General features: G+C 65.8%; 23 protein-coding genes. 13 read left to right on the forward strand and 10 right to left on the reverse strand.

The window, feature by feature from the left end; genetic code table 11:
* The first annotated feature begins 49 nt into the window (after nt 1–49).
* Complete coding sequence (locus RX329_RS06870; RefSeq protein ID WP_085384405.1) at nt 50–1,930, forward strand: sigma-54-dependent Fis family transcriptional regulator; 1,881 nt, start codon at nt 50–52, stop codon at nt 1,928–1,930.
* Nucleotides 1,931–2,120: 190 nt separating this feature from the next.
* On the opposite strand, the gene RX329_RS06875 is transcribed toward RX329_RS06870, so the two are convergent.
* Entirely contained in the window at nt 2,121–2,690 is a 570-nt protein-coding gene (locus tag RX329_RS06875; protein ID WP_085384404.1) for a flavin reductase family protein, read from the reverse strand.
* 57 nt (nt 2,691–2,747) lie between these two features.
* Nucleotides 2,748–3,845, reverse strand: coding sequence for an LLM class flavin-dependent oxidoreductase (locus RX329_RS06880; protein WP_085360501.1), 1,098 nt, complete (start codon nt 3,843–3,845; stop codon nt 2,748–2,750).
* A gap of 239 nt (nt 3,846–4,084) precedes the next feature.
* Here RX329_RS06880 and RX329_RS06885 point away from each other — a divergent pair, with 239 nt between their 5' ends.
* The 3 genes from RX329_RS06885 (at nt 4,085) to poxB (ending at nt 7,462) form a co-directional block, all read left to right on the forward strand.
* Nucleotides 4,085–4,999 carry a 2-dehydro-3-deoxygalactonokinase gene (locus tag RX329_RS06885; protein WP_085360499.1) on the forward strand — a complete coding sequence of 305 codons (915 nt, stop codon included), beginning with the start codon at nt 4,085–4,087 and terminating at the stop codon, nt 4,997–4,999.
* A 13-nt stretch (nt 5,000–5,012) separates the two neighbouring features.
* Complete coding sequence (locus tag RX329_RS06890; protein ID WP_085360497.1) at nt 5,013–5,645, forward strand: 2-dehydro-3-deoxy-6-phosphogalactonate aldolase; 633 nt, start codon at nt 5,013–5,015, stop codon at nt 5,643–5,645.
* Nucleotides 5,646–5,725: 80 nt separating this feature from the next.
* A complete protein-coding gene (poxB, locus tag RX329_RS06895; RefSeq protein ID WP_085360495.1) occupies nt 5,726–7,462 on the forward strand; it encodes a ubiquinone-dependent pyruvate dehydrogenase in 1,737 nt (578 codons plus the stop codon).
* Here poxB and RX329_RS06900 read toward each other — a convergent pair.
* Both RX329_RS06900 and RX329_RS06905 read right to left on the reverse strand, forming a co-directional pair.
* Nucleotides 7,459–7,824, reverse strand: coding sequence for a hypothetical protein (locus tag RX329_RS06900; protein WP_018453646.1), 366 nt, complete (start codon nt 7,822–7,824; stop codon nt 7,459–7,461). The two genes, poxB and RX329_RS06900, sit on opposite strands and share 4 nt — an antisense overlap.
* A 69-nt stretch (nt 7,825–7,893) precedes the next feature.
* Entirely contained in the window at nt 7,894–8,802 is a 909-nt protein-coding gene (locus tag RX329_RS06905) for a PaaI family thioesterase (protein WP_085360493.1), read from the reverse strand.
* A 148-nt stretch (nt 8,803–8,950) separates the two neighbouring features.
* Between RX329_RS06905 and RX329_RS06910 the strand changes: the two genes are divergently transcribed.
* The gene (locus tag RX329_RS06910; protein ID WP_027565258.1) at nt 8,951–9,271 is read left to right on the forward strand and encodes a hypothetical protein; all 321 of its coding nucleotides are present in this window, start codon (nt 8,951–8,953) and stop codon (nt 9,269–9,271) included.
* Nucleotides 9,272–9,309: 38 nt separating this feature from the next.
* Here the strand turns inward: RX329_RS06910 and RX329_RS06915 are convergent, their stop codons facing one another.
* Nucleotides 9,310–10,779 carry an amidase gene (locus RX329_RS06915; protein ID WP_085384401.1) on the reverse strand — a complete coding sequence of 490 codons (1,470 nt, stop codon included), beginning with the start codon at nt 10,777–10,779 and terminating at the stop codon, nt 9,310–9,312.
* A 124-nt stretch (nt 10,780–10,903) separates the two neighbouring features.
* A complete protein-coding gene (locus RX329_RS06920; protein WP_317245556.1) occupies nt 10,904–12,016 on the reverse strand; it encodes a ring-opening amidohydrolase in 1,113 nt (370 codons plus the stop codon).
* A gap of 298 nt (nt 12,017–12,314) precedes the next feature.
* On the opposite strand from RX329_RS06920, the gene RX329_RS06925 reads away from it, so the two are divergent.
* The 4 genes from RX329_RS06925 (at nt 12,315) to RX329_RS06940 (ending at nt 17,132) form a co-directional block, all read left to right on the forward strand.
* The gene (locus RX329_RS06925) at nt 12,315–14,651 is read left to right on the forward strand and encodes a Tex family protein (RefSeq protein ID WP_085360491.1); all 2,337 of its coding nucleotides are present in this window, start codon (nt 12,315–12,317) and stop codon (nt 14,649–14,651) included.
* 190 nt (nt 14,652–14,841) lie between these two features.
* The gene (locus RX329_RS06930) at nt 14,842–15,282 is read left to right on the forward strand and encodes a hypothetical protein (RefSeq protein WP_018453653.1); all 441 of its coding nucleotides are present in this window, start codon (nt 14,842–14,844) and stop codon (nt 15,280–15,282) included.
* Nucleotides 15,283–15,379: 97 nt separating this feature from the next.
* Nucleotides 15,380–16,072 carry a response regulator transcription factor gene (locus RX329_RS06935; RefSeq protein ID WP_018453654.1) on the forward strand — a complete coding sequence of 231 codons (693 nt, stop codon included), beginning with the start codon at nt 15,380–15,382 and terminating at the stop codon, nt 16,070–16,072.
* Nucleotides 16,059–17,132, forward strand: coding sequence for a sensor histidine kinase (locus RX329_RS06940; RefSeq protein WP_018453655.1), 1,074 nt, complete (start codon nt 16,059–16,061; stop codon nt 17,130–17,132). The genes RX329_RS06935 and RX329_RS06940 overlap by 14 nt, the downstream gene beginning before the upstream one ends.
* Here the strand turns inward: RX329_RS06940 and RX329_RS06945 are convergent.
* Together RX329_RS06945 and RX329_RS06950 are read right to left on the reverse strand one after the other, a co-directional pair.
* Nucleotides 17,129–17,500, reverse strand: coding sequence for a response regulator transcription factor (locus RX329_RS06945; protein ID WP_018453656.1), 372 nt, complete (start codon nt 17,498–17,500; stop codon nt 17,129–17,131). The genes RX329_RS06940 and RX329_RS06945 overlap by 4 nt on opposite strands.
* Nucleotides 17,497–18,363, reverse strand: coding sequence for a S1C family serine protease (locus tag RX329_RS06950; RefSeq protein ID WP_018453657.1), 867 nt, complete (start codon nt 18,361–18,363; stop codon nt 17,497–17,499). The genes RX329_RS06945 and RX329_RS06950 overlap by 4 nt, the downstream gene beginning before the upstream one ends.
* Before the next feature lie 201 nt (nt 18,364–18,564).
* Here RX329_RS06950 and RX329_RS06955 point away from each other — a divergent pair, with 201 nt between their 5' ends.
* The 4 genes from RX329_RS06955 (at nt 18,565) to RX329_RS06970 (ending at nt 24,172) form a co-directional block, all read left to right on the forward strand.
* Complete coding sequence (locus RX329_RS06955) at nt 18,565–19,530, forward strand: VOC family protein (RefSeq protein ID WP_085360489.1); 966 nt, start codon at nt 18,565–18,567, stop codon at nt 19,528–19,530.
* Nucleotides 19,531–19,593: 63 nt separating this feature from the next.
* The gene (locus RX329_RS06960; protein ID WP_018453659.1) at nt 19,594–20,469 is read left to right on the forward strand and encodes a dihydrodipicolinate synthase family protein; all 876 of its coding nucleotides are present in this window, start codon (nt 19,594–19,596) and stop codon (nt 20,467–20,469) included.
* A 168-nt stretch (nt 20,470–20,637) separates the two neighbouring features.
* Nucleotides 20,638–21,723 carry a S1C family serine protease gene (locus RX329_RS06965; RefSeq protein WP_018453660.1) on the forward strand — a complete coding sequence of 362 codons (1,086 nt, stop codon included), beginning with the start codon at nt 20,638–20,640 and terminating at the stop codon, nt 21,721–21,723.
* A gap of 124 nt (nt 21,724–21,847) precedes the next feature.
* Entirely contained in the window at nt 21,848–24,172 is a 2,325-nt protein-coding gene (locus RX329_RS06970; RefSeq protein ID WP_085360487.1) for a xanthine dehydrogenase family protein molybdopterin-binding subunit, read from the forward strand.
* A gap of 107 nt (nt 24,173–24,279) precedes the next feature.
* Here RX329_RS06970 and RX329_RS06975 read toward each other — a convergent pair whose 3' ends face one another.
* Both RX329_RS06975 and RX329_RS06980 read right to left on the reverse strand, forming a co-directional pair.
* Nucleotides 24,280–25,476 carry an acyl-CoA dehydrogenase family protein gene (locus RX329_RS06975; RefSeq protein ID WP_317245557.1) on the reverse strand — a complete coding sequence of 399 codons (1,197 nt, stop codon included), beginning with the start codon at nt 25,474–25,476 and terminating at the stop codon, nt 24,280–24,282.
* A 15-nt stretch (nt 25,477–25,491) separates the two neighbouring features.
* Nucleotides 25,492–26,640 carry an acyl-CoA dehydrogenase family protein gene (locus RX329_RS06980; protein WP_085360485.1) on the reverse strand — a complete coding sequence of 383 codons (1,149 nt, stop codon included), beginning with the start codon at nt 26,638–26,640 and terminating at the stop codon, nt 25,492–25,494.
* Nucleotides 26,641–26,642 lie beyond the last annotated feature (2 nt).

A 26,642-nucleotide genomic window follows, 5' to 3' on the forward strand; every position in this document is an offset into this window, starting at 1 on the left:
GCCTGCGGTGCCAGACTTTGCACAATAACGCAGGGTGGAGACGTCCGCGATGGCCAGCCTTTCGGCCTCGAACCATGTCGCCCGTGTCTTGTCCGTCGCCAATCAGGTTACAGACCGCTTGGCCGACGTCGATGCCTCTTCGCGCATTGCCAATTCCTGGCGGCGCTGCCTGGTCAGCCACAAGCTCGATCCCGGCCGTCAGGGGCCGCCGCAGACGCTCACCGAAGTCGAGATCCGTCACGTCGCCGAACCCATGGAGGAGACGATCCGGCTTGCAACACCGGAGCTCGACGACCTCGCCCGGATACTGCGCGGTGCCGGCTATTGCGTCAACCTGGCAGACGTGAACGCAACCATGCTGTTCAGCCGCCTGCCCGGCGAGGCCGACGCACGACTATTCATGGACTGGAAGATCTACACAGGCTCGAATTTTTCCGAGGCCTCCGAAGGCACCAATGGGCTCGGCACCGCGCTCGCCGAGCAGAAGCCGATCCTGGTGCATCGCGACGAGCATTTTCGCGCGCAGTGGCACATGTTTTCCTGCGCCGTGACGCCGCTGTTTGACCAGGCGGGACGGCTCGCAGGCGCCGTGAACATCACCTCCTGCCGCGAGGACCTCGAACGCACCGCACATCAGCTTGCGCTCGCGGTGACGATGGAGGCAACGCGGCGCATGGAGGGCGCGATCTTCCGCAGTCATTTCCGCAACGCCTGGATCGCGACCGTGCCGGGCGACGGCGGCAGCGGCCTGCTCGCCTATGACGACGATCGCCGCATCGTCGGCGCCTGCCGTTCGGCGCGCGCACTGCTGGGTCTCACCGACGGCTTGATCGCAGCCGGCATCGATCTGTCGCGCTATGTCAAATTCGACCATCCCGCCGCGCGCGACGCAGACGATCTCGTCGAGCTGCGCCGGGCCGATGGCAGTTCACTAGGGCACGGCCATGTCGCGCCGCCGCTGCGGGCGAGGGCCTCGACCCGTCCGCTCGCGCCGCGCCGCGATGCACCGGTCGATCGCTTCGATGCGCTGCAGCGGCTCGCCGGACGCGATCCCAGCCTGATCAGGAGCGTGAAGCGACTTAGAAGCATCGGCGATCGCAATCTGCCGGTGCTGCTGCATGGCGAGACCGGCGTCGGCAAGGATGTGTTCGCCCGTGCCATTCACGCAGGCGGCAATCGCGCACGCCACAACTATGTCGCGCTTAACTGCGCGGCGATGCCGGAAAGCCTGATCGATGCCGAGCTGTTCGGTTACGAGGCCGGCGCCTTCACCGGCGCGCGCCGCGACGGCTCGAAGGGCCTGATCGTGCAGGCCGACGGCGGCACGCTGTTCCTCGACGAGATCGGCGACATGCCGATCGCGCTGCAGACGCGGCTGCTACGGGTGCTGGAGAACCGCGAAGTCTGGCCGCTCGGCGCGCTGAAGCCCGTGCCGGTCGACATTCGCCTGATCAGCGCCACCCATCGCGATCTCGGCCGCATGGCCGAGGAGGGCGCCTTCCGCACCGACCTCTATTTCCGTCTGCGCGGCATGGAGGTGCGGCTGCCGGCCTTGCGCGAGCGCGCCGACCGCGACGACGTCATCCGCCAGATCGCTCACGAGGAGGCGCCGAATTGCTCGCTCTCGGACGAGGCCTGGGCGCGGCTCGCGGCCTATCCCTATCCCGGCAACATGCGCCAGCTTCGGCATGTGCTGCGGCTCGCCGGCTGCACGGCGGAGGACGGCGTCATCACCGATGCCGACCTCGATCTGCCGCCGTTTGGTGGAAGGGCGGCGGAGCCGGATTTGGCAGCGGCGGAGCGCGCTACGATCGTGGAGGCGCTGCGCAAGCATGGCGGCCGCGTGACGGAAACAGCGCGCGCGCTGAAGCTGAGCCGCGCCACGCTGTATCGCAAGATCAAGCAGTTGAAGATCGAGACGACGCAGTAGCGATCTTTCTTCCCTCTCCCCTTGCGGGAGAGGGCGGCTAGCCGCGAACGCGGCGAGACGGGCGAGGGGTATCTCTCCGCACTTGACTCTCTTGCTTCTGAGTCCGCGGAGAGATACCCCTCATCCGGGGCTTCGCGCCACCTTCTCCCGCAAGGAGAGACGGGAGCGGCAGCGAGCCTGCTGGCGCTCTCTACGAAAAATCGCTCCAGCTCAGATGTCGCGAGTCGAGGTCGCCGACTGTTACGGTGCCGCGGATTTCGCGCGGGGCGTGGAAGCTGCTGCGCAGATACACGAGCGGCGCCGCCCCGTCGGAATGCGATGCGCCGCGCACCTCGCCGACGAAGATCGAATGCGTCTTGGTCTCGAATTCCTGCGCCAGCACGCAGTCGAATGCGGCGACCGCATCGCTCAGCACCGGCGCGCCGGTCACCCCGCGCGTCCACTCCCCGAACGCAAAACGGTCGTCGCCATTGACGCCCTTCTGGCCACTGAAGGTAAGCGCCAGGAGGGCGTGGTCCTCGTGCAGGAAGTTGATCGCGAACGCGCCTTCCTCGCGGATGCGCGCGTGCGCACTGGCGTTGCGGTTGACGCACACGATCAGGGATGGTGGCGAGTCCGACAGTGAGCAGGCCGAGGTCACCGTCAGCCCCGTGCGCTTGCCGTGCTCGGCGCCGACCGTCACCAGCGCGACCGCGCCGGCGCACTGGCGCATCGCCTGCTTGAAATCCTTAGCGTCGAAAGCACTGGCGTCCACCCTCACGCGGAAATCTCCGAAATGGATGCGGGTGCGGCACGATCGCGCCGCACCCGCGCCGGGTCAAGCCGCCTTCTTCGCGGAGCCGAGATGCTTCAGGCGCGGCATCACCTCGTTCTTCAGCATCGACAGCGAGTGATGCCAGGCTTCAGCCTTGTGCTTGTAGTCGAAGCCGAACACCAGCAGCACGCCGAAGCCGCCGACCTCCTCGTAGATCTTCTCGATTTTCTCGGCGACGGTCGCTGGCGAGCCGACGATCCAGTTCCGCTTGGCGCAATATTCGACGGTGACGTCGCTATCGGGCACGTCGGGCGCGTGCTTCAGATAGTCCTTGAAGCCGAAATGGCCGAGCAGCGGCAGGAAGTACTCGCCCATCATCCGGCCCATCATGTCGCCGGTCGAGAGCCGCCACGCTTCCTCGTCGGTATCGGCGACGAACACCTCGCGCACCAGCCGCCAATCGGCCCGGTCCGGCTTGCGCCCGGTCTTGGCGGCACCGGCTACAACCGAATCCCAATGACTGCCGACATAGGCCGGGTTCAGGTTGAGGCTCATTGGAATGAAGCCGCGCTCGCCGGCGAGCTTCAGCGTGTCCGAGTTCTTCGAGAGCCCAGCGACGCCGATCGGCGGGTGCGGCGTCTGCAACGGCTTGATGTGGGGTTTCAAGAAGTCGAACATCGTGTCCGGCTTGGTCACCGTCCAGAATTTGCCCTTGTAGGTCCAGGGCGCGGGATCGCTCCACATCTTCAGAATGATCTCCAGCGCCTCGCGCGTCATGTCGCGGTTCTGTCCGCTCATGCCGTCGACATTGAACATGGCCCAGTCGCTCGGCAGGCCGCTCGCCGCGACGCCGAAATTGAGCCGACCTCCCGAGAGGTGATCGAGCATGGCGACGCGGTTGGCGAGCTCGGCCGGGTGGTGATAGGGCAGCAGGAAGCCGCCCGGCCCGATACGGATATTCTTGGTCTGCATCAGCGCCTGCGCGATCAGCAGATCGGGCGTGGGATTGGGTTCCCAGGGCGCGGTATGGTGCTCGCCGACCCAGGCCTCCTGATAGCCGAGCTCGTCGAGCCAGCGCATGACCTGCAGGTCCCAGTCGTTCCCTTCCTTCAGGCCGCACTCCGGCGGGTGCGAAGGCATCGTGAAATAGCCGATCTCCATGGGTTTCCTCATCTGATGTTGACGCGTCTTATTGCGCGGTTCACGGACGTGAGCAGGGTTGCTTGAGCAAGCGGTGTGCCACCGCTCCGCAAGCGGTGTGCCAGCGCTACAGCGGCTCAGTCCCGCGAGAAAACGCTGGTTTGCGGCGGCAATAGCCGATATCCCGTGGCGAATTTGCGGGCCGTCGTCTCATTGTCGCGAGACGGCGTCTTGCCGGTGAGACGAGGACGAGAACCGAGATGACCGAACCCGCTTACGTCGCGGTGGACTGGGGCACCAGCAGCTTCCGGCTCTGGTTGATCGATCGTACCGGCGTAGTGCTGGCCGAACGCCGCAGCGGCGAGGGCATGCTGGCGGCGGCAAAGACCGGCTTCGCGGCCGTGCTGCAATCCCATCTTGCCGCCGTCGAAGCACCAGCTCATCTGCCGGTTCTGGTCTGCGGCATGGCCGGCGCCAAGACGGGCTGGGTCGAAGCCGGATATGTCGATACACCCGCGCCGCTCGCGGCCGTCCTGGAGCAGGCCGCGCACGTGCCGGGCGAAGCACACGATATCCGCATCCTGCCGGGTATCGCGCAGCGCGATACAAGAGCGCCGGACGTGATGCGCGGCGAGGAGACGCAGCTGCTCGGCGCGCTTGGTCTCGATGCCGCAGGTGAGGCGCTGGTCTGCATGCCCGGCACGCATTCGAAATGGGTACGCCTGAAGGACGATACGATCGCGCATTTCTCCACCTTCATGACCGGCGAGCTCTTCAGCGTTGTGTCGCGCGAGACGATCTTGTCGCTTGCGGTCGCAGGCGCCGAAGACGCCGAGGACGTCGCGAGCTTCAAGGCGGCGGTGAGAGCTGCGTATGAGGCGCCGTCGTTCGCGGCCAATTTTCTGTTCAGCGCGCGCTCGCGTCAGCTTCTGTTCGGGAGCACACCGGCCGCGGCGCGCGAAACGTTGTCGGGCACTTTGATCGGCATCGAGCTGGCCGCCGGGCTCTCCGGCGCCGTGCCGAAAGCAGGCATTACGTTGATTGCCTCGGGGCGGCTCGCGATGCTGTACAAGTTGGCTTTCGATGCGTTGTCGGTCACCGTGAACCCCGTCGATGCCGATGAAGCGGTCCGCCGCGGTCTGTCGATGGCGGCTGCCGCGATCTGGACGAAATGAGAGGACTGTTGAAATGAGCGTTCCCTTTCCGGCGATGAAGCGGCCACTGCTTGCGATCCTGCGCGGCGTGAAGCCCGAGGAAACGCAGGCCATCGTCGGCGTGCTGATCGAGGCCGGCATGACCGCGATCGAGATCCCGCTAAACTCGCCCGATCCGTTCCGCTCCATCGCCACCGCCGTCAAGCTCGCGCCGGCCGGCGTGCTGATCGGCGCCGGCACGGTGCTGACCACAGCGGATGTCGATCGGCTCAACGATGTCGGCGGCAAGCTGATGGTCTCGCCGAATGTCGATACGCAGGTGCTCACACGTGCGCACCAATACGCCATGGTCACGTTGCCGGGCGTGTTTTCGCCGACCGAGGCGCTGCTGGCCGCGCGCTCCGGCGCCTCTGGCCTGAAGTTCTTTCCGGCAAGCGTGCTCGGCGCGTCCGGCATCGCCGCGATCCGCGCCGTGCTGCCGGCCGGCGTGATGATCGCCGCCGTCGGCGGCGTCTCCGACCAGAATTTCGCGGAGTACATCGAGGGTGGCGCGACGGCGTTCGGGCTGGGCTCCAACCTCTACAAGCCCGGCATGACGGTAACGGACGTTGCCGCTCGCGCAAAATTGACGATCGCGGCCTACGATCGGGCGATTGCGAAAGACTGAAGCAGCAATAAACAAGCCGTGATGCCGTCACGGTTGCGCGTTATCCTATCTTGCCGCAGAGGCGAGATCAGGAGACCGACATGGCAATCAACAACGTGGCCGATCTGTTCGTGGCAACGCTCGAACAGGCTGGCGTCAAGCGCATCTACGGCATCGTCGGCGACAGTCTCAATGCGCTGACCGAAGCGCTGCGGCGGCGCGGCACGATCGAATGGATCCATGTCCGGCACGAGGAGGTCGCGGCCTTCGCCGCCTCCGGGGAAGCGGAAATGACGGGCAGCCTTGCGGTGTGCGCGGGCTCGTGTGGTCCCGGCAATCTGCATCTGATCAACGGCCTGTTCGACGCCCATCGCAGCCGCGTTCCCGTGCTGGCGATCGCCGCGCAAATTCCGACCGCCGAGATCGGCAGCGGCTATTTCCAGGAGACGCATCCGCAAAACCTGTTCCGCGAGTGCAGCCATTATTGCGAGCTGGTCTCGGATCCGAGTCAGCTTCCCTACGTGCTGGAAAACGCGATCCGCGCGGCGGTCGGCATGCGCGGCGTCGCCGTTGTCGCCACGCCGGGCGACGTCGCGTTCCGCAGCCCACCCAAGCGCGCGCTGTCGACGGCGCGTGGCCTTGCGCTGTCGGCGCCGAAGGTTATGCCGCAGGCCGATGAACTGAAGGCACTCGCGGACCTCTTGAACGGCGCCGAGCGCATCACCCTGTTTTGCGGTCGCGGCTGCACCGGCGCGCATGCGCCGCTGATGCAGCTTGCGGAAGCCTTGAAGAGCCCGATCGTGCATGCGCTGGGCGGAAAGGAGCATGTCGAATACGACAATCCCTACGACGTCGGCATGACCGGCTTCATCGGCTTCTCCTCCGGCTATGCTGCCATGCACGCCTGCGACGCGCTGGTGATGCTCGGGACCGATTTTCCCTACAAGCAGTTCTTCCCGACCGATGCCAAGATCGCGCAGATCGACATCCGTCCGGAAAATCTCGGGCGCCGCTGCAAGATCGATCTCGGCCTCGTCGGCGACGTCAAGCTCACCCTCGAGGCGCTGCTGCCGCTTCTGAAATCCAAGACGCAGCGCAAGCACCTCGACGAAGCGATCGCGCATTACAAGAAAGCGCGCGAAGGCCTCGACTCGCTCGCCAAGGGCACGCCGGGCAGCAAACCAATCCATCCGCAATACCTGGCAAAGGTCATCAGCGACCATGCGAGCGATGATGCGGTGTTCACCGCCGATGTCGGCACGCCGACGGTGTGGGCCGCGCGCTATCTCGAGATGAACGGACGCCGCCGGCTGATCGGCTCGTTCGTGCACGGCTCGATGGCCAACGCCATGCCGCAGGCGATCGGCGCGCAGGCCGCGCAGCCCGGCCGGCAGGTGATCTCGCTCTCCGGCGACGGGGGCTTCACCATGCTGATGGGCGATCTGATCACGCTGACGCAGATGAAGCTGCCGGTGAAGGTGGTCATCTTCAACAACGGCGTGCTCGGCTTCGTCGCACTGGAGATGAAGGCGGCCGGTTTCGTCGACACCAATGTCGATCTGGAGAATCCGGACTTCGCGGCGATGGCGCGCGCGATGGGTATCTTCGCAAGGCGGGTCGAGGATCCCGGCGAGCTCCCGGGCGCGGTGAAGGACATGCTGGCTCACAACGGACCGGCGCTGCTCGATGTGGTCACCGCCAAGCAGGAGCTGTCGATGCCGCCGACCATCACGCCCGAACAGATCAAGGGCTTCAGCCTCTGGGTCTTGCGAGCCGTGATGAACGGACGCGGCGACGAGGTCGTCGATCTCGCCAAGACCAATTTGCTGCCGCGCTAACCCCGCTTGACCGACGGCACGGGCAGCCGCTCATGGCGGCGCTGGAAGCGTTGCCAGTGCAGCACGATGCCGATCAGCAGCGCCGGTACGAAGCCGAGCGCGATCACGAAATGCGGCAGCTGCGCCGGCGAGATGAACGCAATGCCGATGTCGGAGATCAGCCAAAGCGCGGCGAACATCACCGCGAAATCGGTGCGCGGGCAGCGCAGATAGTAGAACACGGCGGTGATGACGACGGCGGGTCCGATGGCGATGCCGATCATCACCGTCGTCAGCTCCTTCGGCGTCAGCGCGTCGAGCACCATCGCTGCCAGCAGCCAGAGCGCGGCGAACATGGCGATGATGTCGAGCGGATGCCGCAAGCCAATACCTCTCGTGAGGGGACGCGCTATCGTTGTGGCCCAGACCTTGGCCGTCAAGGGAAAATGCGCCTATTCCTCGTCGTTTCCGGGCGTCGGCCGCAGCATGAAATGGCCGAAGGCTGTGGCGATCGGCTTGTTCGCATCGTCCTGCCAGGCCCGTGCCTCGAAGGCGACGATGCGCCGGCCCTGTTTCACGATCGAGACGTTGGCGAACGTGTCGAGCGCGCGGCCGGAGCGCAGATAGTTGACGGTCAGTCCGATCGGCTTGGGCAGTGCGGTGGCGCCGAGTTCACGGGCCACTCCGAAGATCGCGGTGGTTTCGAGGAAGGCGCCGGTCATGCCGCCATGGATCGCAGGCAGAATCGGATTGCCGATGATCTTTGGCGAGAACGGCATCGTCAGTGTGCCGTCGTCGTTGACGCGAATGCCGAGGCAGCGTGCGAACGGGCTGTTGGCGAACGGGCCTTCCGGATCGTCCGGCGCCTCCAGCCTCGGGATGCCGGGCGAATCCATCCTGCGATCCGCGAGCATGTTGGTGCGGTTGGCGCCGATCATGAAACAGGCGGTCGCGGTCGCGACCGGATCGTCCTCGGACTCCTGATAGGCGGTGGAGCGCACGAAGGCAATCGAACGCGTGGTGCGGTAGCAGACCGAATGCGCCTTGATGTCGAGGCCCGGCGTTGCCGGCTTCTGATAGTCGATGCGCAGATCGAGCGTCGCGATCGCGCTTGTGCCGTCCAGCGCGAGTTGCACCGCCATGCCGCAACTCTCGTCCAGCATCGCGGTGACGACCCCGCCATGCAGGACGCCGGTCTCGGTGTCACCGACAAAGACCGGCCGGTAGGGCAGGCTGGACCAGGCTTCGCGCGGTGCGAAGCGGTCGAGCTGGAGCCCGCTGATCTGGCCGTAATCGGAGCGGCGACCCTTGATCGCCTCGGCGAGGTCCTCGAACGAAAGTGTGGTCGGTGAGCGGGACATGAGGACGTTCTAGACCAGTGGCGGGCGCGGCGCAAAACCCCGGATGCGCGTCCCACGGCGGGTGCCGGGGGCGGTTTGGCCTCGACAGGGCGGGCCGAAGCAACGATGGTGGGCGCCTCGTTCGTTCGACCAGCCGTAAGGAGTGCCCATGGCCGATCCCGAAACGCCCGCCACCAGCCAGGGGCCCGTCATCATTTCGACATCGAGCTCGGAGCGGGCGCCGATCATCTATTTCGACGGTGCCTCCTGCTTCGGCCACCACAACGGCGCGATTCAGATCGAGCTTGCGGCGAACCTTCTGATGCCGGTCGGCGCCGCCGTCAGGGTTGACGTGGTCCAGACCGCGCATCTGCGTTGCAGCGTGGCCGCGGCGCTGGCTCTGCGCGAAGCGCTCGAAAAGGCGCTGGCAATGTACCAGCAGGGCCAGCAGCAGCCCCGGCCGGAGGAAATTCCCTCGGTGAAGAACTGAGGCCGTTCGCGGATCGCAAGTTAATGCGATCAACTCGCTCAGCTCACATGCACCTTCGGCTTCCTGCCGTCGTTCCACTTGCCGTCGAGCGCGCGCTCGATCTGGGCGGCGAGTTGCAGCAGGAGGCCGTCATTGGCCTGTTTCGCAATCGCCTGGATGCCGAGCGGCAGGCCGTGGTCCTGCGTGGCCATCGGCATCGAGATCGCCGGCATGCCGCAGAGATTGGCGAGCGGCGTGAAGGCGAAGAAGCGCCAAAGATTGCCGAACCAGTCGAGCACGTCGGGGTTGTCGGAGATGGTGAGATATTCCCGGGTGCCGACCTTCGGCGTCGGCAGCGCCGTGATCGGGGTCAGGATCACGTCCCACTGCTCGAAGAAGGCGCCGAAGGCGCGCGAGGTCGTGTTGAACACGCCTTGCATCTTCGCCCGCTCGGCGAAGCTCGTATGCCGGCCGGCTTCCCAGATCCGGATATTCATGGGTTCGATGAGATCTTCCGGCGGCCGTTCCAGTCCGCGCGCGGCGAGCATGTTGGAGATCACCACGGCAAAATTCGAGATGTAGCAGGTGGTCTGCGCCTCGAACGCGGCGCGGAAGTCGAGTTCGGGCAGGGCGTAGTCGACGTGATGGCCGAGGCCTTCGAGGAAGCGGCCGGCCTTCGCCAGCTCGGCCGCGATCTCGGGCGTCGCGGTGTAGTCGCCCCAGGTGTGCGACAGCGCGATACGAAGCTTTGACGGATCGCGCTTGATCATCTCGGAATAGGGCTGCGCTGTGGTCCAGAACGGCATGAATTCGCCGGGCGCCGCTCCCCTTGCATGATCGACGAAGGCGGCGGTGTCGCGCACCGAGCGCGACTGGCAGCCCTGGATCGAGACGAGGCCGGTGAGATCGGACATGTGCGGTGCGAGCGAGAACACGCCGCGCGAGACTTTCAAGCCGATATTGCCGTTGACGCCGGCGGGAATGCGGATCGAGCCGCCGCCATCAGTCGCGTGTGCGATCGGCACCACGCCGGCCGCGACCATTGCGGCGCTCCCGGCCGACGAGCCGCAGGTGGTGTAGTCGGTGTCCCAGGGATTGCGCGTGACATAGACGGCCGGATTGTCGGCCGAGCTGCAGACGCCGAACTCCGGTGTCGTGGTGCGTCCGATCAGGTTCAGTCCGGCCTGGCGGAATTTGCCGGTCAGGAACGTGTCGGCGCTGGCGCGATTGCCGCGCATTAACAGCGAGCCCATCTCCTGGAGCCGGCCCTTCATGGTCGGGCCGAGGTCCTTCATCAGGAAGGGCAGGCCTGCGAACGGGCCGGCGAGATTGGCGCCGTCCTTGGCCGGATCGGCGATCACGTCATCGAATAGCTCGACCACGCCCGACAGTGCCGGGTTGACCTTGGCGACGCCCGCGGCGGCCTGGCGCGCCAACTCCTTTGCCGTGAGCTCGCCCTTGCGGACGCGCGCGGCCAGCCCCACGCCATCGTGCTGCGCCCATTCGTTCCAGCTCATCGGGAAAGTCATGCGATCCAAACCTCTTCGTGCGCCGCCATCTTAGTTTCGCACAGGAACACTTTAATCAACTGAGCGGCGCGAAGGGCAGGGTTGCGCCGGATGGAGAGGTAATCCCGAATTGCATGCGCGCGCATCAATTGGAGAACTTTGCGATCACCGCGACCGGCCCGCCGCCGGCTGGGCCCTGATGCTCGGCGCCGCCGGAGACGTAGACCGCACCAGTGCCGGCGAGGCCGGCAATCAACCCGCCAACGGCAGCCCGGGCGTGGCGTGTCGAGCTGATATCGGTATCTTCGAGCATGGTGTGGCGGAAGCCGCGCACGCTGCCATCAGGGGAGGCCTCGGCCTTGGCGAAGATGTTGACAAGCTTGCTGCCGGTCGGCGTCTGTTGCCCGGCACGGAGCCCAACGCTCTCCAGCGCCGCAAGCACCGCGGCGGCGTCGATCGCATCGCTCATCACGGCATGCCCGATCTCGAATTCGCTCGTCGAGGACATCGAATTGCCGAGCACGATGACGACGTTATACATGAGCTCGATCCCGGACGAGGTCGAGGCGACGTTCGAGAACAGATCGTAGCGTCGCAGCACGTCCTCATCACGAACGCCGGTTGCGATCTCGCCGAGCGCGACCGCAACGCCGAGCGCGGAAGCGCCGCGCGAATAGGCCATCGAACTGTAGGCGCTGGTCGTCGCTGTCTTGTGACCGCGCGCATTCGCCGCTTCGACGCGCTCGCTGGTGAGCAGCGGGCATTTGATCTGCACGAAATGGACGTCGGCGGGATCGGCGATCCCGGCATCCGCCATCGCGGCCTTCACGGCCTTGGTTGTCTCCGTGATCTGAGCGGAGCGGCCGAGCTCTTCAGGGAGAAAATCCCGCGTGTGCGCCATGCCGATGCTCAGGCGCTTGCCGGAGAGGCCTGCCGGGCGCTGTAGAATGTCCTGGCGCGTGAACACCGTGATGTGCGGGCTGAGCACGCCCTCGGTGCCGCCCGACATCACGAAAGCGATGCGTTGCTCGACCTCCTGCGGCGACAGCCCGAGCTGCGGCGCCAGCGCCGTGCACAGCGCGGCAACGGCATATTCCCGGGTAAAGTCATTGACCCCGCCATTGCCTTCGGTCTTGCCGAGGATCGCCAGGATGGATGCCGGATCGATCGCGCCGGAGCCGATCATGCTCATCAATCCGGAGACGTCGCCGGGGCCTCTGGTGGCGACCTTGAAGACGCCGACCGATGTCGTCCGCATTATAATCCTCACATGAAGTTCAGGAGTCCGGCAGACAAAACAGCCGCTGAACCGGGGCGCCTGTCAAGGTGTCGAGGCAATCCCCATTGTCGTCCTGGCGAAAGCCAGGACGACAGCAGGACGTGCGCCGTCTGCGTAGCACCCACGATTGTGGCGAGATCGCATCGCTTCGACAAAAAATCCCTTGTCGACGGTCGTCCGCCGCACCTTGATGAATCAACCCTGATTGGTCCATAAGCGGCGTCCCGCAGCCGGTGGTTCGCCTCCGCGATGCGTGCTTGGATAGAGGGGTTCTCGCGTGGCAAATATCAACCAGAAAATTGCGCAGGAGCTTGGGGTTCGGGCGGAGCAGGTCGAGGCGACAGTGGCGCTGCTCGACGGCGGCGCCACGGTTCCCTTCATCGCCCGCTACCGCAAGGAAGCGACCGGTGCGCTCGACGACGCGCAATTGCGCACGCTGGAGGAGCGCCTGGGTTACCTGCGCGAGCTCGAGGACCGCCGCAAGGCCATCCTCGAATCGGTCCGCGAGCAGGGCAAGCTCGATGCCGCGCTGGAGGCCTCCATTCTCGCTGCCGACAGCAAGGCGCGCCTCGAAGACATCTATCTGCCGTTTAAGCCGAAGCGCCGCACCAAGGCCGAGATCGCCAAGGAAGCCGGGCTCGAGCCGCTCGCCTTTCAGCTCATGGCCCAGCCCAACAACGATCCGAAGGTGGTCGCTGAAGCCTTCGTCAATCCCGAGAAGGGCGTTGCCGATGCCGCTGCGGCACTCGATGGCGCCCGCGCCATCCTGGTCGAGCGCTTCGACGAAGACGCCGACCTGATCGGCGCGCTTCGCGAGGAGGTGTGGACTAATGCGCGCATGACCTCCAAGGTGCGCGACGGCAAGAAAACCGAGGGCGAAAAGTTTGCCGACTATTTCGAGTTCTCCGAGCCGCTGACCAAGCTGCCCTCGCACCGAATCCTCGCAATGTTCCGCGGCGAGAAAGAAGAAATCCTCGATCTCCAGATCCAGGCCGAGGCCGAACCATCGCCGCCCGGCGTGCCGAGCGTCTATGAACTGAAGATCATGAAGCGGTTCGGCATCGCCGACCTTAAGCGCGCCGGCGACCGCTGGATGATCGATACCGTGCGCTGGGCCTGGCGCACCAAGATCCAGGTGCATCTCAACATCGACCTGCGCATGCGGCTGTGGAATGCGGCCGAGACAGAGGCCGTGCGCGTGTTCGCCTCGAATCTGCGCGACTTGCTGCTCGCGGCGCCCGCCGGCACCCGCGTCACCATGGGTCTCGATCCCGGCTTCCGCACCGGGGTCAAGGTCGCCGTCACCGACGCGACCGGCAAGGTGGTGGATACCGCCGTGATCTATCCGCACGAGCCGCAGCGGCAGTGGAACGAGGCGCTTGCGATCCTCGGCAAGCTCGCGCTGAAACATCGTGTCGAGCTGATCGCGATCGGCAACGGCACCGCCTCGCGCGAGACCGACAAGCTCGCGGCCGACCTCGTCAAGGGCCTGCCCGACTTGAAGATGACCAAGATCGTGGTGTCGGAAGCCGGCGCGTCGGTTTATTCGGCCTCGGCGTTCGCCTCGGAGGAGTTGCCGGGCCTCGACGTCACCCTGCGCGGCGCGGTGTCAATCGCGCGGCGGCTCCAGGATCCGCTCGCCGAGCTCGTCAAGATCGAACCCAAGGCGATCGGCGTCGGCCAGTACCAGCACGACCTCGGCCAGGCCAAGCTCGCCAAATCCCTCGACGCCGTGGTCGAAGACTGCGTGAACGCCGTCGGCGTCGACGTCAACACCGCGTCCGCTCCGCTGCTCGCGCGCGTGTCGGGCGTCGGCTCCGGCCTCGCCTCGAGCATCGTGGCACACCGCGACGCCAACGGGCCGTTCAAGTCGCGCAAGGCGTTGAAGGACGTGCCGCGGCTCGGCCCCAAGGCGTTCGAGCAGTGCGCGGGCTTCCTGCGCATCCTCGGCGGCGAGGACCCGCTCGACGCCTCCGGTGTGCATCCGGAAGCCTATCCGGTGGTGCGCCGGATTCTCAGCGCCACCAAGAGCGACATCAAGGCGCTGATCGGCAGCAGCGACATCGTTCGCACGCTGAAGCCGAAAGACTTCGTGGACGAGACGTTTGGTCTGCCGACCGTCACCGACATCCTGCGCGAGCTCGAGAAGCCCGGTCGCGACCCGCGTCCGGCCTTCAAGGCAGCTGTGTTCATGGACGGCGTCGAGGAGATCAAGCACCTCAAGAAGGGCATGATCCTCGAGGGCACCGTAACCAACGTCGCGGCGTTCGGCGCCTTCGTCGATATCGGCGTGCACCAGGACGGCCTCGTGCACATCTCGGCGATGTCCAAGACCTACATCAAGGATCCGCGTGAAGTGGTGAAGCCCGGCGACATCGTCAAAGTGAAGGTGCTAGACTTCGAGGTCGCGCGCAAGCGTATCTCGTTGACACTACGGCTCGACGACGAGGTCGGCGCCAAGAAGGACGCGCCCGGCATGCAGCGGGATAACAGCTCACGTAACCCGTCCCGCATGACGTCGTCGGCCCCGCGCCAGCAGGAGTCTTCCGGCGGCGGTGCGCTCGCCGAAGCGCTGCGCCGCGCGGCCGAGAAAAACGGCGGCAAGCGGGCGTAGCTTCTAACCTCTCCCCGCTCTCACCCCACCCTCTTCCCGCAAGAACGGGGCGAGGGAGTGAGAGAGCAGCGTCTCCCTAACTTCCGCGTCAGAATCTGGCGCGTTTGTAAGTTGAAGGCGCCTGTCCCTTCCTCTCATCTGATCCTCCTCGCGCGGCAGAATATTGTCGCGCAGCACGGAGGATGCTTCGATGGACAACAGGATTCTCAAAGGCCTCACCGCGGTGACGATCGCAGCGGTGATGGCGCTCGCTTCACCGGTGCTTGCCAGAGGCGGTGGCGGTGGCGGTGGCGGTCATGGCGGATTCGGCGGTGGTGGGCATTTCGGTGGCGGCGGCATGCACACCGGTGGCTTCGGTGGTATGCGCGTCGGCGGCATGGGCGGCGCCCGTTTCGGCGGCCCGGGCTTTGGCGGTGCACGTTTCGCGCATGCGGCGATCGGGCCGCGCTTCGCTGGCTCCGGCTGGCACGGCAGGCCCTTCATCGGCCGCCATGCCTTCTTCCGGCACCACCATCGCTTCTTCTTCGGAGCACCTTTCATCTATGCCGGCTACTATGACGGCTGCTGGCGCAGGAGCTTGACGCCCTATGGGTGGCAATGGGTCAATGTGTGCGGAGACTCTTGGTACTAGCATCGCCGTACCGCACCATTGTCGCGATCGTCATCGGACGGTTCCGCTCAGCCCCGGAACGGGATAGTCTGGTGGCGATCGTCGCGCGGAGTTTGTCATGACCGGAGCTCACCGCCGCATTCTGGTCGTCGAGGACGACGCGGAAACCGCAGGCCAGCTCGTCGAGGAGCTGACGACTTCCGGCTACGACGTCGATCTCGCCGCCACCGGGCGCGAAGCGCTCAGCCACGGCGCCGCGCGCGACTATGCCGTGATCACCATCGACCGCATGCTGCCCGATATCGACGGCATCAGCGTGATGCGCCAGTTGCGCGACGACGGCATCGCCGCGCCGTTCCTAATCATTTCCGCACTTGGCGAGGTCGACGACCGCGTGCGCGGCTTGCGGGCCGGCGGCGACGATTATCTCGTCAAGCCGTTCTCCTTCACCGAATTGCTGGCGCGGCTGGAGGCACTCGGCCGGCGCAGCGACACCGTCGCCAAGGAGACGATCCTGCGGGTCGGCGATCTCGCCATCGACCTGATCGCACGCAGCGCGAGCCGCCGCGGCCGGAAGATTCCGCTGTTGCCGCGGGAATTCCAATTACTCGAATATCTGGTCCGCAACGAGGGCCGCGTCGTCTCGCGTGCGATGCTGCTCCAGCATGTCTGGGATCTGCATTTCGATCCCTCCACCAACATCATCGACGTCTATGTCGGACGCGTCCGTCGCAAGGTCGATGATGCCCAGGCCTATCCGCTGATCCACACCATCCGCGGCATCGGATATTGTCTCCGTGCTCCTGGCTAAAACGCTCCGCTCCTCGACCTTCCGCCTTGCGCTGATCGCGATCGCGGCGTTCGGGCTGATCGTCGCGGCGATCATGGCCTATGTCTATTTCGGCACGATCGCCTATGTGCAGAGCCGTGTCGGCGATGCCGGCGACCACAGCGGCTTCACCGCGATGATCGAGCTCGCAATGGCCGCTGTCGCCGTGCTGATGCTGGTGCTCGCCGGGCTCGCCGCGGTGCTGGTGACGCGCCGCACGGTCGGGCGGATCGAGGAGATCAACGCCACCAGCCGCGCCATCATGATGTCGGGCCTCGACCAGCGCATTCCCTTGCGCGGCAGTCACGACGAATGGGACCGGGTCGCCGAAAACCTCAACCAGATGCTCGACCGCATCGAGACTTTGATGGGAGAGGTCAAGCAGGTCAGCGACAACGTCGCCCATGATTTGCGTACGCCGCTGACGCGCATGCGGGGTCGGCTGGAAAAGGCTTATCACGCCTCGCGCAATGGCGAGGCCGACGCGGCGCTGATCGGTGACACCATCGCCGATCTCGACGCCGTGCTCGGCATGTTCGCCTCCATCACGCGCATCTCGGAGATCGAGACCCGCGCCCGCCGTAGTGCGTTTCGCACCCTCAATCTCGCCGAAATCGCCGGCGAGGTCGTCGAGCTCTACGATGCCGCCGCCGAACAGGTTGCGACGCGGCTCAGCCTCGGCGGCGATCGCGAGGTGGCGATTATTGGCGATCGCGACCTGCTGTTCGACGCTATCGCCAATCTCGTCGACAACGCGATCAAGCACGGCTGCAAAGGCGGGCAGGTGACCGTCACCTGCAGCAGCACCGACGGCGGTGCGACGATCGCGATCGCCGACGACGGCCCGGGCATTCCGGCGGATCAGCGCGATCACGTGTTCAAACGCTTCTACCGGCTCGAGCAGAGCCGCTACACCCCGGGTAACGGCCTTGGCTTAAGCCTGGTCGCCGCGGTCGCTCGCCTCCATGGTGCCGAGATTGCCCTGCACGACAACGCGCCGGGCCTGACGGTCCAGCTCAGCTTCCCGCCGCACCCGACCTAGAGCTCGATCACGCCGCGGCGGGCCGCATGTGCCACCGCATCGGTGCGGCCGGTAGCGTCAAGCTTGTCGAGCAGCGAGCCGACATGGAATTTCACCGTGTGGACGGAAATGCCGAGCTGACGCGCGATCATCTTGTTGGAGCCGCCTTCCGCCATCAACGCCAGCACGTCGAGCTCACGCTGCGTCAGCGCAATGTCCTCAGGCATGATGCGCGGATCGCGAGTGACAATCGTCGCGACGGCTTTCTCGCCGGGTTCGGCGAGGCGAAGCCCGGCGATATTGCCGAGCAGAGCAGCCAGGCGATCGGCGAGGGCGGGATCGTCGATCTCCAAAGCCAACACGATCTCGGGCGCGATGTCCTCGCTCACGCCGCCGGCCTCTCGCCGATCGTGACCTTGAAGCTGACCGGCTCGCCGCCGCGGCGCGCCGCGATATCGACCACCGCGCCCACGCTCGCCGGACCCAGCGTCCGCGACAGCGCGCGCACGCCGGACAGCTTCTGGTCGTTGACCGCGACGATGACGTCGCCCTGGCGGATGCCGGCCGCCGCCGAAGGGCCGGCCTTGTCGACATTCATCACCATCGCGCCGACGCCGTCGTCGAGCCGGACCGGCTGCAGCCCGAGGCCGAGATATCCGCGTGCGATGCGGCCGCGCGCCTCTAACTGGGCCGCGACCCGCTCGATCGTCGCTGTCGGGATCACTAGCACACGCCTCGGGCCGAGCACGGCCATGCCGAAGGCTTCGCCCGATGCGTCGAGCGCGAGGCCGCCCTGCTGGCTGGAGCGCAAGCGGACGTCGAGCTCGATCCGCGCGTCGATGTCGCCGCCGCGCAGGGAGCGCCAGCTCTTGCCGGACTGCGACACCATCGCGAGCGCGGCGCTCGGCGTATCGCGGTTGGTGGCGACGACGACCGACAACGCGCCAAGGGGCGGCACAATTGTGGCCAGCTTGACCGGGGCAATCGCCGTATCGGCGCGCAGCAGTGCGATATCCGTCGTATGGTCGCGGCCGGCGATCGTGGCGGCCGCGGTGCTGCCGTCGGGGAGGCCGATCTCGACGTCGCCCTCGTCGGCCAGCGCCTCGTCGGCGGTGACGATCAGGCCGGGTTTCCAGACGAAGCCGGTGGCGCGGGAACGATGCGAATGGACGGCGACGACGGACGGCGCGGTGCGGGACACCATATCCGCGAGCGCGGACGACAGCGAAGTCAGGGGAGTTGAGTCGGTCATGGCAGGCTCCTGTAAAGCTGTCCTCAATCTGGGATGTCGCGGGCGATCGCGTAACTGGCCGCATGGCCAGGAAATAAGCAGGGAAGCTGGTCCGTAAGAGCACGGCCGACGAACATGTGATTGGAGCCGCTCACGGGAACGTGTAGCAATCGGCTCGACCTTGTGCCGTACGGCCTCAAGCCTTTTTGCGAGCCCTGATTGATGACCATCGACCTTACCCGCCGCACCCTGCTTCAACTCGCCGGCGCCAGCTCGCTCGCAATGGCGGCTGCGGGCGCGGCGCGCGCCGAGGGCACACCGCAGGGCGGCGGTCCGACCTATGCCAGCCGCACGCCGATGCGCGTCGGCATGGTGACGCTCCGGGTGAAGAATCTCGACAAGGTTGCGAACTACTACCGCGACGTGATCGGGCTCACCGTGATGGAACGCTCGGCGAGCGCCGCCAAGCTCGGCACGGCCGGCATCGCGCTGCTGGTGCTGGAGGCCCGTCCTGATGCCGAGATCGAGCCGCGCAACGCCGCCGGCCTCTATCACACCGCCTTCCTGATGCCGACCCGCAAGGACTTGGCCCGCTGGCTGGTAGCAGCCGCTTCGCATCGCGTGCCGCTGTCGGGCTTTGCCGATCATCTCGTCAGCGAATCCGTCTATCTCGACGATCCCGAAGGCAACGGCATCGAGGTCTATGCCGACCGCGATCCCTCGCAATGGCAGTGGAGCGAAGGCAACGTGAAGATGGCGGCCGACGAGCTCGACATTCCCGACCTGCTGTCGCTGACCAATACGCGCGTGCCTGATTATGCCAAGGCACCGGACGGAATGCGCATCGGCCACATGCATCTGCGCGTCGGCGACCTCGCGCAGGCGCAGAATTTCTACCACGGCACGATCGGACTCGACCCGACCCGCAGCCGCAACGGCGCCGCGTTCCTGTCGTCGGGACGCTACCATCATCATCTCGGCATAAACGTGTGGCAGAGCGAGGGCGCCGGCCAACGCGACGATCAGACAACGGGGCTCGCCTGGTTCTCGCTGGTGACAGCTAAGCAGGATCTGCTCGCCGCACAGGAAGAGCGCCTGCGCAAGGGCGGCGCGAAAGTCACGGCGCTAGCGGACGGCGTTGAGGCGATCGATCCCTGGGGCACGCGGGTGCGGCTGATCAGGATTTGATCGCCGGCACGAGCGTTGGTAAGACCGTCAGGCGCTAGCCAGTTTCCGGGATTCACACCTGACATGTCCGATTTTCGCGGCGTCTTCCCTTATCTCGTCTCTCCCGTCGCTGCCGATGGCGCGGTGCGGACGAACGTCCTCGCAAAGCTCTGCGACGATCTGATCGGCGCGGGCGTCCACGGTCTGACCCCGCTCGGCTCGACCGGCGAGTTCGCCTATCTCAACGCCGCCCAACGCACCGCGGTCGTGCAGACCACGATCGAGGCGGCAAGGGGACGTGTGCCTGTTGTCGCGGGCGTCGCCTCCACCTCGACGGCAGATGCGGTGGCGCAGGCGAAGGCGTATCAGAAGCTCGGCGCCGACGGCATTCTGGCGATCCTGGAAGCGTATTTCCCGCTCGCCGACGCCCAGATCGAATCCTATTTCCGCGCCATCGCGGATGCCGTGGACATCCCCGTCGTCATCTATACCAATCCGCAATTCCAGCGCTCCGATCTCACCCTCGAAATCATCGCGCGCCTCGCCGAACATCCGCGCATCGGCTACATCAAGGACGCCTCGACCAACACCGGCCGGCTGCTCTCGATCATGAACCGCTGCGGCGATGCCTTGCGGGTGTTCTCCGCCTCCGCCCATATCCCGGCCGCGGTGATGCTGATCGGCGGCCTCGGCTGGATGGCGGGCCCCGCCTGCATCATTCCGCGCCAGAGCGTCGCGCTCTACGACCTCTGCAAGGCCGGCCGCTGGGACGAGGCGATGGCGCTCCAGCGCAGGCTGTGGCGCATCAACGAAGCTTTTGCCCGCTTCAACCTGGCGGCCTGCATCAAGGCCGGCTTGGCCATCCAGGGGTACGACGTCGGCGATCCTGTCCCGCCGCAGGCCGCTCTCACCGCCGATGCGCGCAAGGTCGTAGAAGCGGCATTGCGGGAGCTGGCGTAGCGGTTTGTCACGCGGCAATGGGCCCCGGCACGGGCAGCGGAACCGTCCTTAGCTGCCCGATTCGAGAAACTTCCATTCATTTTCGACGTTGCTGCGTGAGCTGGCTCTGTCACCTCCCGGCATGTGCATTCGAGAGATCGTCTTCAGCATACGACACGGTGATCACTGATGAATCGTCGCTACGCAATCATTGCGGCGGCTTTTGCCGCCCTGCTGCTCGTGGTAACTGCCGTGAAGGTCCAGCATGCGCCATGGACAACCCCCTCCGCGCGCGCCGTCGAGCAACGTGGTCCGCTGTCCGAGGCCGAAAGGGCCACCATCGACATCTTCGAACGAGTGTCGCCCTCGGTTGTCCAGGTTGCGGTGAGATCGGCCGCTACTCCAGTCATGGGAGAGGAGGGGCAGGGCGGCGCTTCCGGCACGGGATTTGTCTGGGACCGCGACGGGCATCTCGTCACGAACAACCATGTCGTGGCCAATGGCGGCGAGATCGCGGTCCGCTTTGCGTCGGGAGAGGTGGCTCGGGTTGATCTGATCGGCACCGCCCCCAATTACGATCTTGCGGTCCTGCGGATCCGCAGCGTGCGCGAGCTTCCACCGCAGGTGGCTCTCGGCAGTTCGACCGACCTGAAAGTCGGGCAATCCGCGTTTGCGATCGGCAATCCTTTCGGGCTAGATCAGTCGATGACGAGCGGCATCATCAGTGCCCTCAAGCGGAGGCTTCCGACCCATGGCGGCCGGGAGATTGCCAATGTCATCCAGACGGATGCCGCAATCAACCCGGGCAATTCGGGCGGGCCGCTGCTGGACTCCGCCGGCCGGCTGATCGGCGTCACGACTGCGATCATATCGCCGTCCGGCTCGAATGCAGGCATCGGTTTCGCGGTGCCGGTGGACGTCGTGAACCGGATTGTCCCCGAGCTTATTCGCAATGGCCGCGTGCCGACGCCCGGCATCGGCATCGTCGCCGCCAGCGAGGATGTGTCGACGCGGCTTGGCGTCCAAGGGGTGATCGTGGTCCGGACAGCCCCCGGCAGCCCTGCGGAACAGGCGGGGATTCGCGGTGTCAACTTGTCGACCGGAACGGTCGGAGACATCATCACCGCGGTGGAAGGCAAGCCGGTGCGGCGGCTCTCCGACCTGACTGATGCGCTCGAGCAGGCCGGTGCCGGTAAGACCGTTCGCCTCACAGTAAAGCGGGATTCGGACACCCGTGATATCAATGTGGGCATCATCGACATAGAGCGCTCCTGACCCGGCAATCTGCGGCCAGAGCGGGCGTGACACGCAATGCAGATGTGCCGCGGCTCGGTTGTATCGACCGCAAAATCGGCTAAAACCCCCGCGGTCGTTTTCTGGGTTTCAAGGACATGGTGGAATGAACATTCTTCCCGGCAATTTGCGTTTCGGAGCGGGGCAGCCCGTCAAGCGTTTGGAAGACCAGCGACTGCTCACCGGGAAGGGGCAGTTCATCGACGACAAGCCGGAAGATGGCGCGCTGTGGTTGTACCTGCTGCGCTCGCCGCATGCCCATGCGAAGATCGTCTCGATCGACACCAGCGCCGCCACGGCGATGCCCGGCGTGACCGCGGTCTATACCGGCGCCGACCTCGTCAAGGACGACATCGGCGTTATCCCGACCTTGAGCATCTTCAAGCGCCCCGACGGCAAGCCGATGACGGTGCCGCCACGCCGTCTGCTGGCGCACGACATCGTGCGCTATGCGGGCGAGGCCGTGGCTGCCGTGGTGGCCTCCTCGCGTGCCGACGCGCAGAGCGCAGCCGAAGCGATCGTGGTCGAATATGACGTGCAGCCGGCGGTGGTCGATCCCGTCGAGGCGGTCAAGCCCGGCGCGCCCGTGGTGTGGCCGGAGGCCCCCGACAACATCGTCGGCGCGATGGCTTACGGCGATGCCGCCAAGGTGGACGAGGCTTTTGCCAGGGCGGCGCATACCGTCGAGCTCGATCTCGTCAGCCAGCGCCTGGTGCCCTCGGCGATGGAGCCGCGCTCGACCATTGCCGAGATCGACAAGACGTCCGGCCGTCTCCTGCTGCATGTGCAGTCGCAGACGCCTGCCTCGACCCGCGACGTGCTGGCCGAGGCCGTGCTGAAGCGTCCCAAGGACAGCGTTCGCGTGCTGGTCGGCGATATCGGCGGCGGCTTTGGCCAGAAGACCAACCTCTATCCCGAGGACGGCATCGTCGCCTATGCCGCAACCAAGCTGAACAGGAAGATCCGCTGGCGCGGCGACCGCACCGACGAATTCGTCGGTGGCACCCACGGCCGCGATCTTACCTCGACAGCTTCCTTTGCGCTCGACGAGAAGGGCAAGGTGCTGGCCTACCGCGTCAGCTCGATCGGCTGCACCGGCGCGTATTCCTCAGGCGCGGCCAATATCATCCCGCTGGTGCTGGGGCCGTTCGTGCAGACCGGCGTCTACGATTTGCCGCTGGTACATTTCGAGGTGAAGTCGGTGATGACCCACACCGCGCCGGTCGGCGCTTATCGCGGTGCGGGCCGCCCGGAGGCCGTGTTCATCGTCGAGCGCCTGTTCGACGCGGCTGCACGAAAAATCGGCATGGATCCGCGCGCGATCCGGAAAGCGAATTACATCAAGCCGGCGCAACTGCCCTACACCAACGCTGCAGGGCAGGTTTACGATTCCGGCGCCTTCGCGCACATGCTCGATCGTGCCGTGAAGCTTGCGGATTGGGACGGCTTTGCCGCGCGCAAGAAGGCGGCGAAGAAGAAGGGCCTGCTCTACGGCCGCGGGCTCACCTCCTATATCGAATGGACCGGCGGCCGCGCCCACACCGAGAAGGTCAGCCTGCATGCGACCGCGCAGGGCCGCGTCGTCCTGCATTCCGGCACCATGGCGATGGGGCAGGGGTTGCAGACCACCTACACCCAGATGATCTCCGACACGCTCGGCATCCCCATGGACAAGATCGACGTGGTCCAGGGCGACACCGATCTGGCGACGGGCTTCGGCAGCGTCGGCTCGCGTTCGCTGTTCGTCGGCGGCACGGCGGTCGCGGTCTCATCCAACGATCTGATCCAGAAGGCGCGCGAGAAGGCGGCGAACGTGCTGGAGACCTCGATCGAGGACATTGAATATCAGGGCGGCATGCTCACCGTGGTCGGCACCGACCGCCGCATCAGCCTGTTCGACATTGCCGAGAAAGAAGGCGGCGCAAAGCTCAGCGTCGATTCCGAAGGCGAGGTGGACGGTCCGAGCTGGCCGAACGGCACCCATATCTGCGAGGTCGAAATCGATCCCGAGACCGGCGTCTCCAAGGTCGTGCGCTACACCACGGTCGACGACGTCGGTGTCGCGGTGAACCCGATGCTGGTGACGGGACAGATCCATGGCGGTGTGGCGCAGGGTATCGGCCAGGCGCTGTATGAGGGGGTGTCCTATGATGCCGACGGCCAGCTGCTCACCGCGAGCTACCAGGACTATTGCATCCCGCGCGCCGACGACGTTCCGCCGATCGTGGTGACGCTCGACGATTCCGCGCCCTGTCGCACCAATCCGCTCGGCGCCAAGGGCTGCGGCGAATCCGGCGCCATCGGTGGCCCCCCTTGCGTCACCAACGGCGTGATGGATGCGCTCGCCGAGCTCGGCATCACCCAGCTCAACACGCCCCTGACGCCGCAGAAGATCTGGCAGGCGATCCGGGATGCGAAGGTGGGCGGTTAGCGGCCATTGTCGTGCTGGCTGTCGCCACAAATCCAACTCGTCGTCCCGGCCTTCGCCGGGACGACAGTGAGACCGGGACGACAGTGAGAATGTAGTGCCAGTGCCCCTCAGATCCCCAACATCATCTTCGCAATAATATCGCGCTGGATCTCCGAGGTGCCGCCGAAGATCGTATAGGCGCGGCCGTTGAGATATTCCGGCATCACCGTCAGCATCTCCTCCGGCATCGCCGGCTTGTGGTTGAGCTTGTAGAGCGGGCGCATCGGCTCGACCGCGAGGGCGTCATGGCCGATGACGTCGGCGCCGAGCCGGGTCACGGCCTGGCGGATCTCGCTGTTGCGCAGCTTCAGGATCGACGACACCGCACCGGGATTCTGTCCGGTCTGCAGCGCCGACAGCACGCGCAGCTCGGTCATCTCCAGCGCGTCGATGTCGACCTCGACTTCGGAGATGCGCGTCGCGATGTCGGGACTGTCGATCGCGCCGCCCGTCAGATCGGACTCGGCAAGCTCCGCGATCGCCTTCAGCCCCTCGCGCAGCTTCGCCGAGGCGATGCCGGAGCCGCGCTCGAACTCGAGCAGATACTTGCCGTAGGTCCAGCCCTTGCCTTCCTCGCCGACGCGGTTCGCCACGGGAACGCGCACGTCGTCGAAGAATACCTGGTTGACCTCGTGGTCGCCGCCGATGGTGAGGATAGGACGCGTCGTGATGCCCGGTGTCTTCATGTCGATCAGGATGAAGCTGATGCCGTCCTGCTGCCGTGGCCCGTCGCTGGTGCGCACCAGCGCGAACATGCGGTTGGCGTGGTGGGCATGCGTGGTCCAGATCTTGGTGCCGTTGATGACGTAGTCGTCGCCATCGCGCACCGCGCGCGTCTTCAGCGAGGAGAGATCGGAGCCGGAGCCCGGCTCGGAATAGCCTTGGCACCAATAATCCTCACCGGACAGAATGCGCGGCAGGTAGAAGTTCTTCTGCTCGGGCGAGCCGAAGCCGATGATGACGGGCCCGACCATCTTCACGCCCATCACATTGACATTGGGCACGCCGGCCCGCGCGCTTTCAGTCTCGAAGATCCAGCGCTGCGCCGGGGTCCAATCCGGCCCGCCATGCTCGACCGGCCAGCCCGGCGCGCCCCAGCCTTGCTTGTGCAGCGTGCGCTGCCAGGCCATGCCGATATCGGGATCGGAGAACACCGACGGCGTCAGCGCCGTCGCGCGCTTCATCTCCTCGGTGAGGTTTCTGGCAATGAAGCCGCGCACCTCGTCCTGGAAGGCGCGCTCCTCGGCATTGAACGACAGGTCCATGATGCGCTCCTTGTATCAGGCCGGCACGCTGGCGCGGCCAAGCCGGGCGTGGCGGCCATAATGGTGGGCGCTGCCGCCGAACAGCGTGTCGAACGCGACCAGCCGCTTGAAATAGGCGCCGACCTCGAGCTCCTCGGTGACGCCCATGCCGCCGTGAAGCTGGATCGACTGCTCGCCGACGAAGCGCGCAGATCTGCCGATCTTCGCCTTCGCGCCCGACGCGGCCCGCGCGCGCTCGACCGGATCGGCGTCGAGCTTCAGCGCGGCGCGCAACGCCATCGAGCGCGCTTCGTCGACCTGCACCGCCATGTCGGCGAGGCGGTGGCGGATCACCTGGTTGGCCGCGAGCGGCCGGCCGAATTGCTTCCGGATTTTTGTGTACTCCAGCGTGGTGTCCAGCAGCACCTGCATGATGCCGACGGCCTCGGCGCCAAGCGCAGCCATGGCGCGATCAACAGCCCATTCGATTGCCGGCAGCGCGTCATGCCCGTTGCCGAGCAAGGCATCCTCCGGCAGTTGCACGTCCGACAGCTCGATGTTGCAGGCCCGCCCGCCGCCGAGGCGCTCGTAGTCGGAGATCGCAACACTCGGAGTTGTCGCCTGCACCAGGAACAGGCCGATGCGGCCGGAGGAGCCCTGATGATCATGGATATGCGCGGAGACGATGATCTCGTCGGCGGCGTGGCCATCGAGCACGGCAATCTTGCGACCGGCCAGGCGCCAGCCTTGCGCCGTGCTGTGGGCGGTGGTTGCGACCTTGGCAAGATCGAACCGCGCCGCGCGCTCGGAATGCGCGAGCGCGAGCTTCAACGATCCGTCCGCGATCTTCGGCAGGATGGCCTGCTTCTGCGCCATGCTGCCGCATCGCTCGATCAACGCGGCGCCAAGCACGACCGACGCGATATACGGCTCCGACACAAGCCCGCGGCCGAAGGCTTCCATCAAAATACCGATCTCGACCGCGCTGCCGCCGAGCCCGCCACACTCCTCCGCGATCGGCAGCGCCAGCCAGCCCAGTTCTGCGAATTGTTTCCACACCGCCGGACTGAAGCCGAGCGGATCGTTCGCCATCTTGCGGCGGTGATCGGCATCGTAGCTTTCGGCCACGAAGCGCTCCGCGCTTTCGCGCAGCAGGCGTTGCTCGTCGCTGAGATTGAGATCCATCC

The sequence above is a fragment of the Bradyrhizobium sp. BWC-3-1 genome, from assembly GCF_032917965.1.
Taxonomy (GTDB): Bacteria; Pseudomonadota; Alphaproteobacteria; order Rhizobiales; family Xanthobacteraceae; genus Bradyrhizobium; species Bradyrhizobium canariense_D.

Excerpts from the sequence above, each read along its gene's own strand:
- RX329_RS06910 (WP_027565258.1), top strand. The coding sequence starts at position 8,951 with ATGGCCGATCCCGAAACGCCCGCCACCAGCCAGGGGCCCGTCATCATT.
- RX329_RS06970 (WP_085360487.1), top strand. The coding sequence starts at position 21,848 with ATGAACATTCTTCCCGGCAATTTGCGTTTCGGAGCGGGGCAGCCCGTC.
- RX329_RS06955 (WP_085360489.1), top strand. The coding sequence starts at position 18,565 with ATGACCATCGACCTTACCCGCCGCACCCTGCTTCAACTCGCCGGCGCC.
- RX329_RS06880 (WP_085360501.1), bottom strand. The coding sequence starts at position 3,845 with ATGGAGATCGGCTATTTCACGATGCCTTCGCACCCGCCGGAGTGCGGC.
- RX329_RS06960 (WP_018453659.1), top strand. The coding sequence starts at position 19,594 with ATGTCCGATTTTCGCGGCGTCTTCCCTTATCTCGTCTCTCCCGTCGCT.
- RX329_RS06920 (WP_317245556.1), bottom strand. The coding sequence starts at position 12,016 with ATGCGGACGACATCGGTCGGCGTCTTCAAGGTCGCCACCAGAGGCCCC.
- RX329_RS06975 (WP_317245557.1), bottom strand. The coding sequence starts at position 25,476 with ATGGACCTGTCGTTCAATGCCGAGGAGCGCGCCTTCCAGGACGAGGTG.
- RX329_RS06950 (WP_018453657.1), bottom strand. The coding sequence starts at position 18,363 with ATGACCGACTCAACTCCCCTGACTTCGCTGTCGTCCGCGCTCGCGGAT.
- RX329_RS06980 (WP_085360485.1), bottom strand. The coding sequence starts at position 26,640 with ATGGATCTCAATCTCAGCGACGAGCAACGCCTGCTGCGCGAAAGCGCG.
- RX329_RS06935 (WP_018453654.1), top strand. The coding sequence starts at position 15,380 with ATGACCGGAGCTCACCGCCGCATTCTGGTCGTCGAGGACGACGCGGAA.
- RX329_RS06965 (WP_018453660.1), top strand. The coding sequence starts at position 20,638 with ATGAATCGTCGCTACGCAATCATTGCGGCGGCTTTTGCCGCCCTGCTG.
- RX329_RS06905 (WP_085360493.1), bottom strand. The coding sequence starts at position 8,802 with ATGTCCCGCTCACCGACCACACTTTCGTTCGAGGACCTCGCCGAGGCG.
- RX329_RS06890 (WP_085360497.1), top strand. The coding sequence starts at position 5,013 with ATGAGCGTTCCCTTTCCGGCGATGAAGCGGCCACTGCTTGCGATCCTG.
- poxB (WP_085360495.1), top strand. The coding sequence starts at position 5,726 with ATGGCAATCAACAACGTGGCCGATCTGTTCGTGGCAACGCTCGAACAG.
- RX329_RS06930 (WP_018453653.1), top strand. The coding sequence starts at position 14,842 with ATGGACAACAGGATTCTCAAAGGCCTCACCGCGGTGACGATCGCAGCG.
- RX329_RS06870 (WP_085384405.1), top strand. The coding sequence starts at position 50 with ATGGCCAGCCTTTCGGCCTCGAACCATGTCGCCCGTGTCTTGTCCGTC.
- RX329_RS06915 (WP_085384401.1), bottom strand. The coding sequence starts at position 10,779 with ATGACTTTCCCGATGAGCTGGAACGAATGGGCGCAGCACGATGGCGTG.
- RX329_RS06885 (WP_085360499.1), top strand. The coding sequence starts at position 4,085 with ATGACCGAACCCGCTTACGTCGCGGTGGACTGGGGCACCAGCAGCTTC.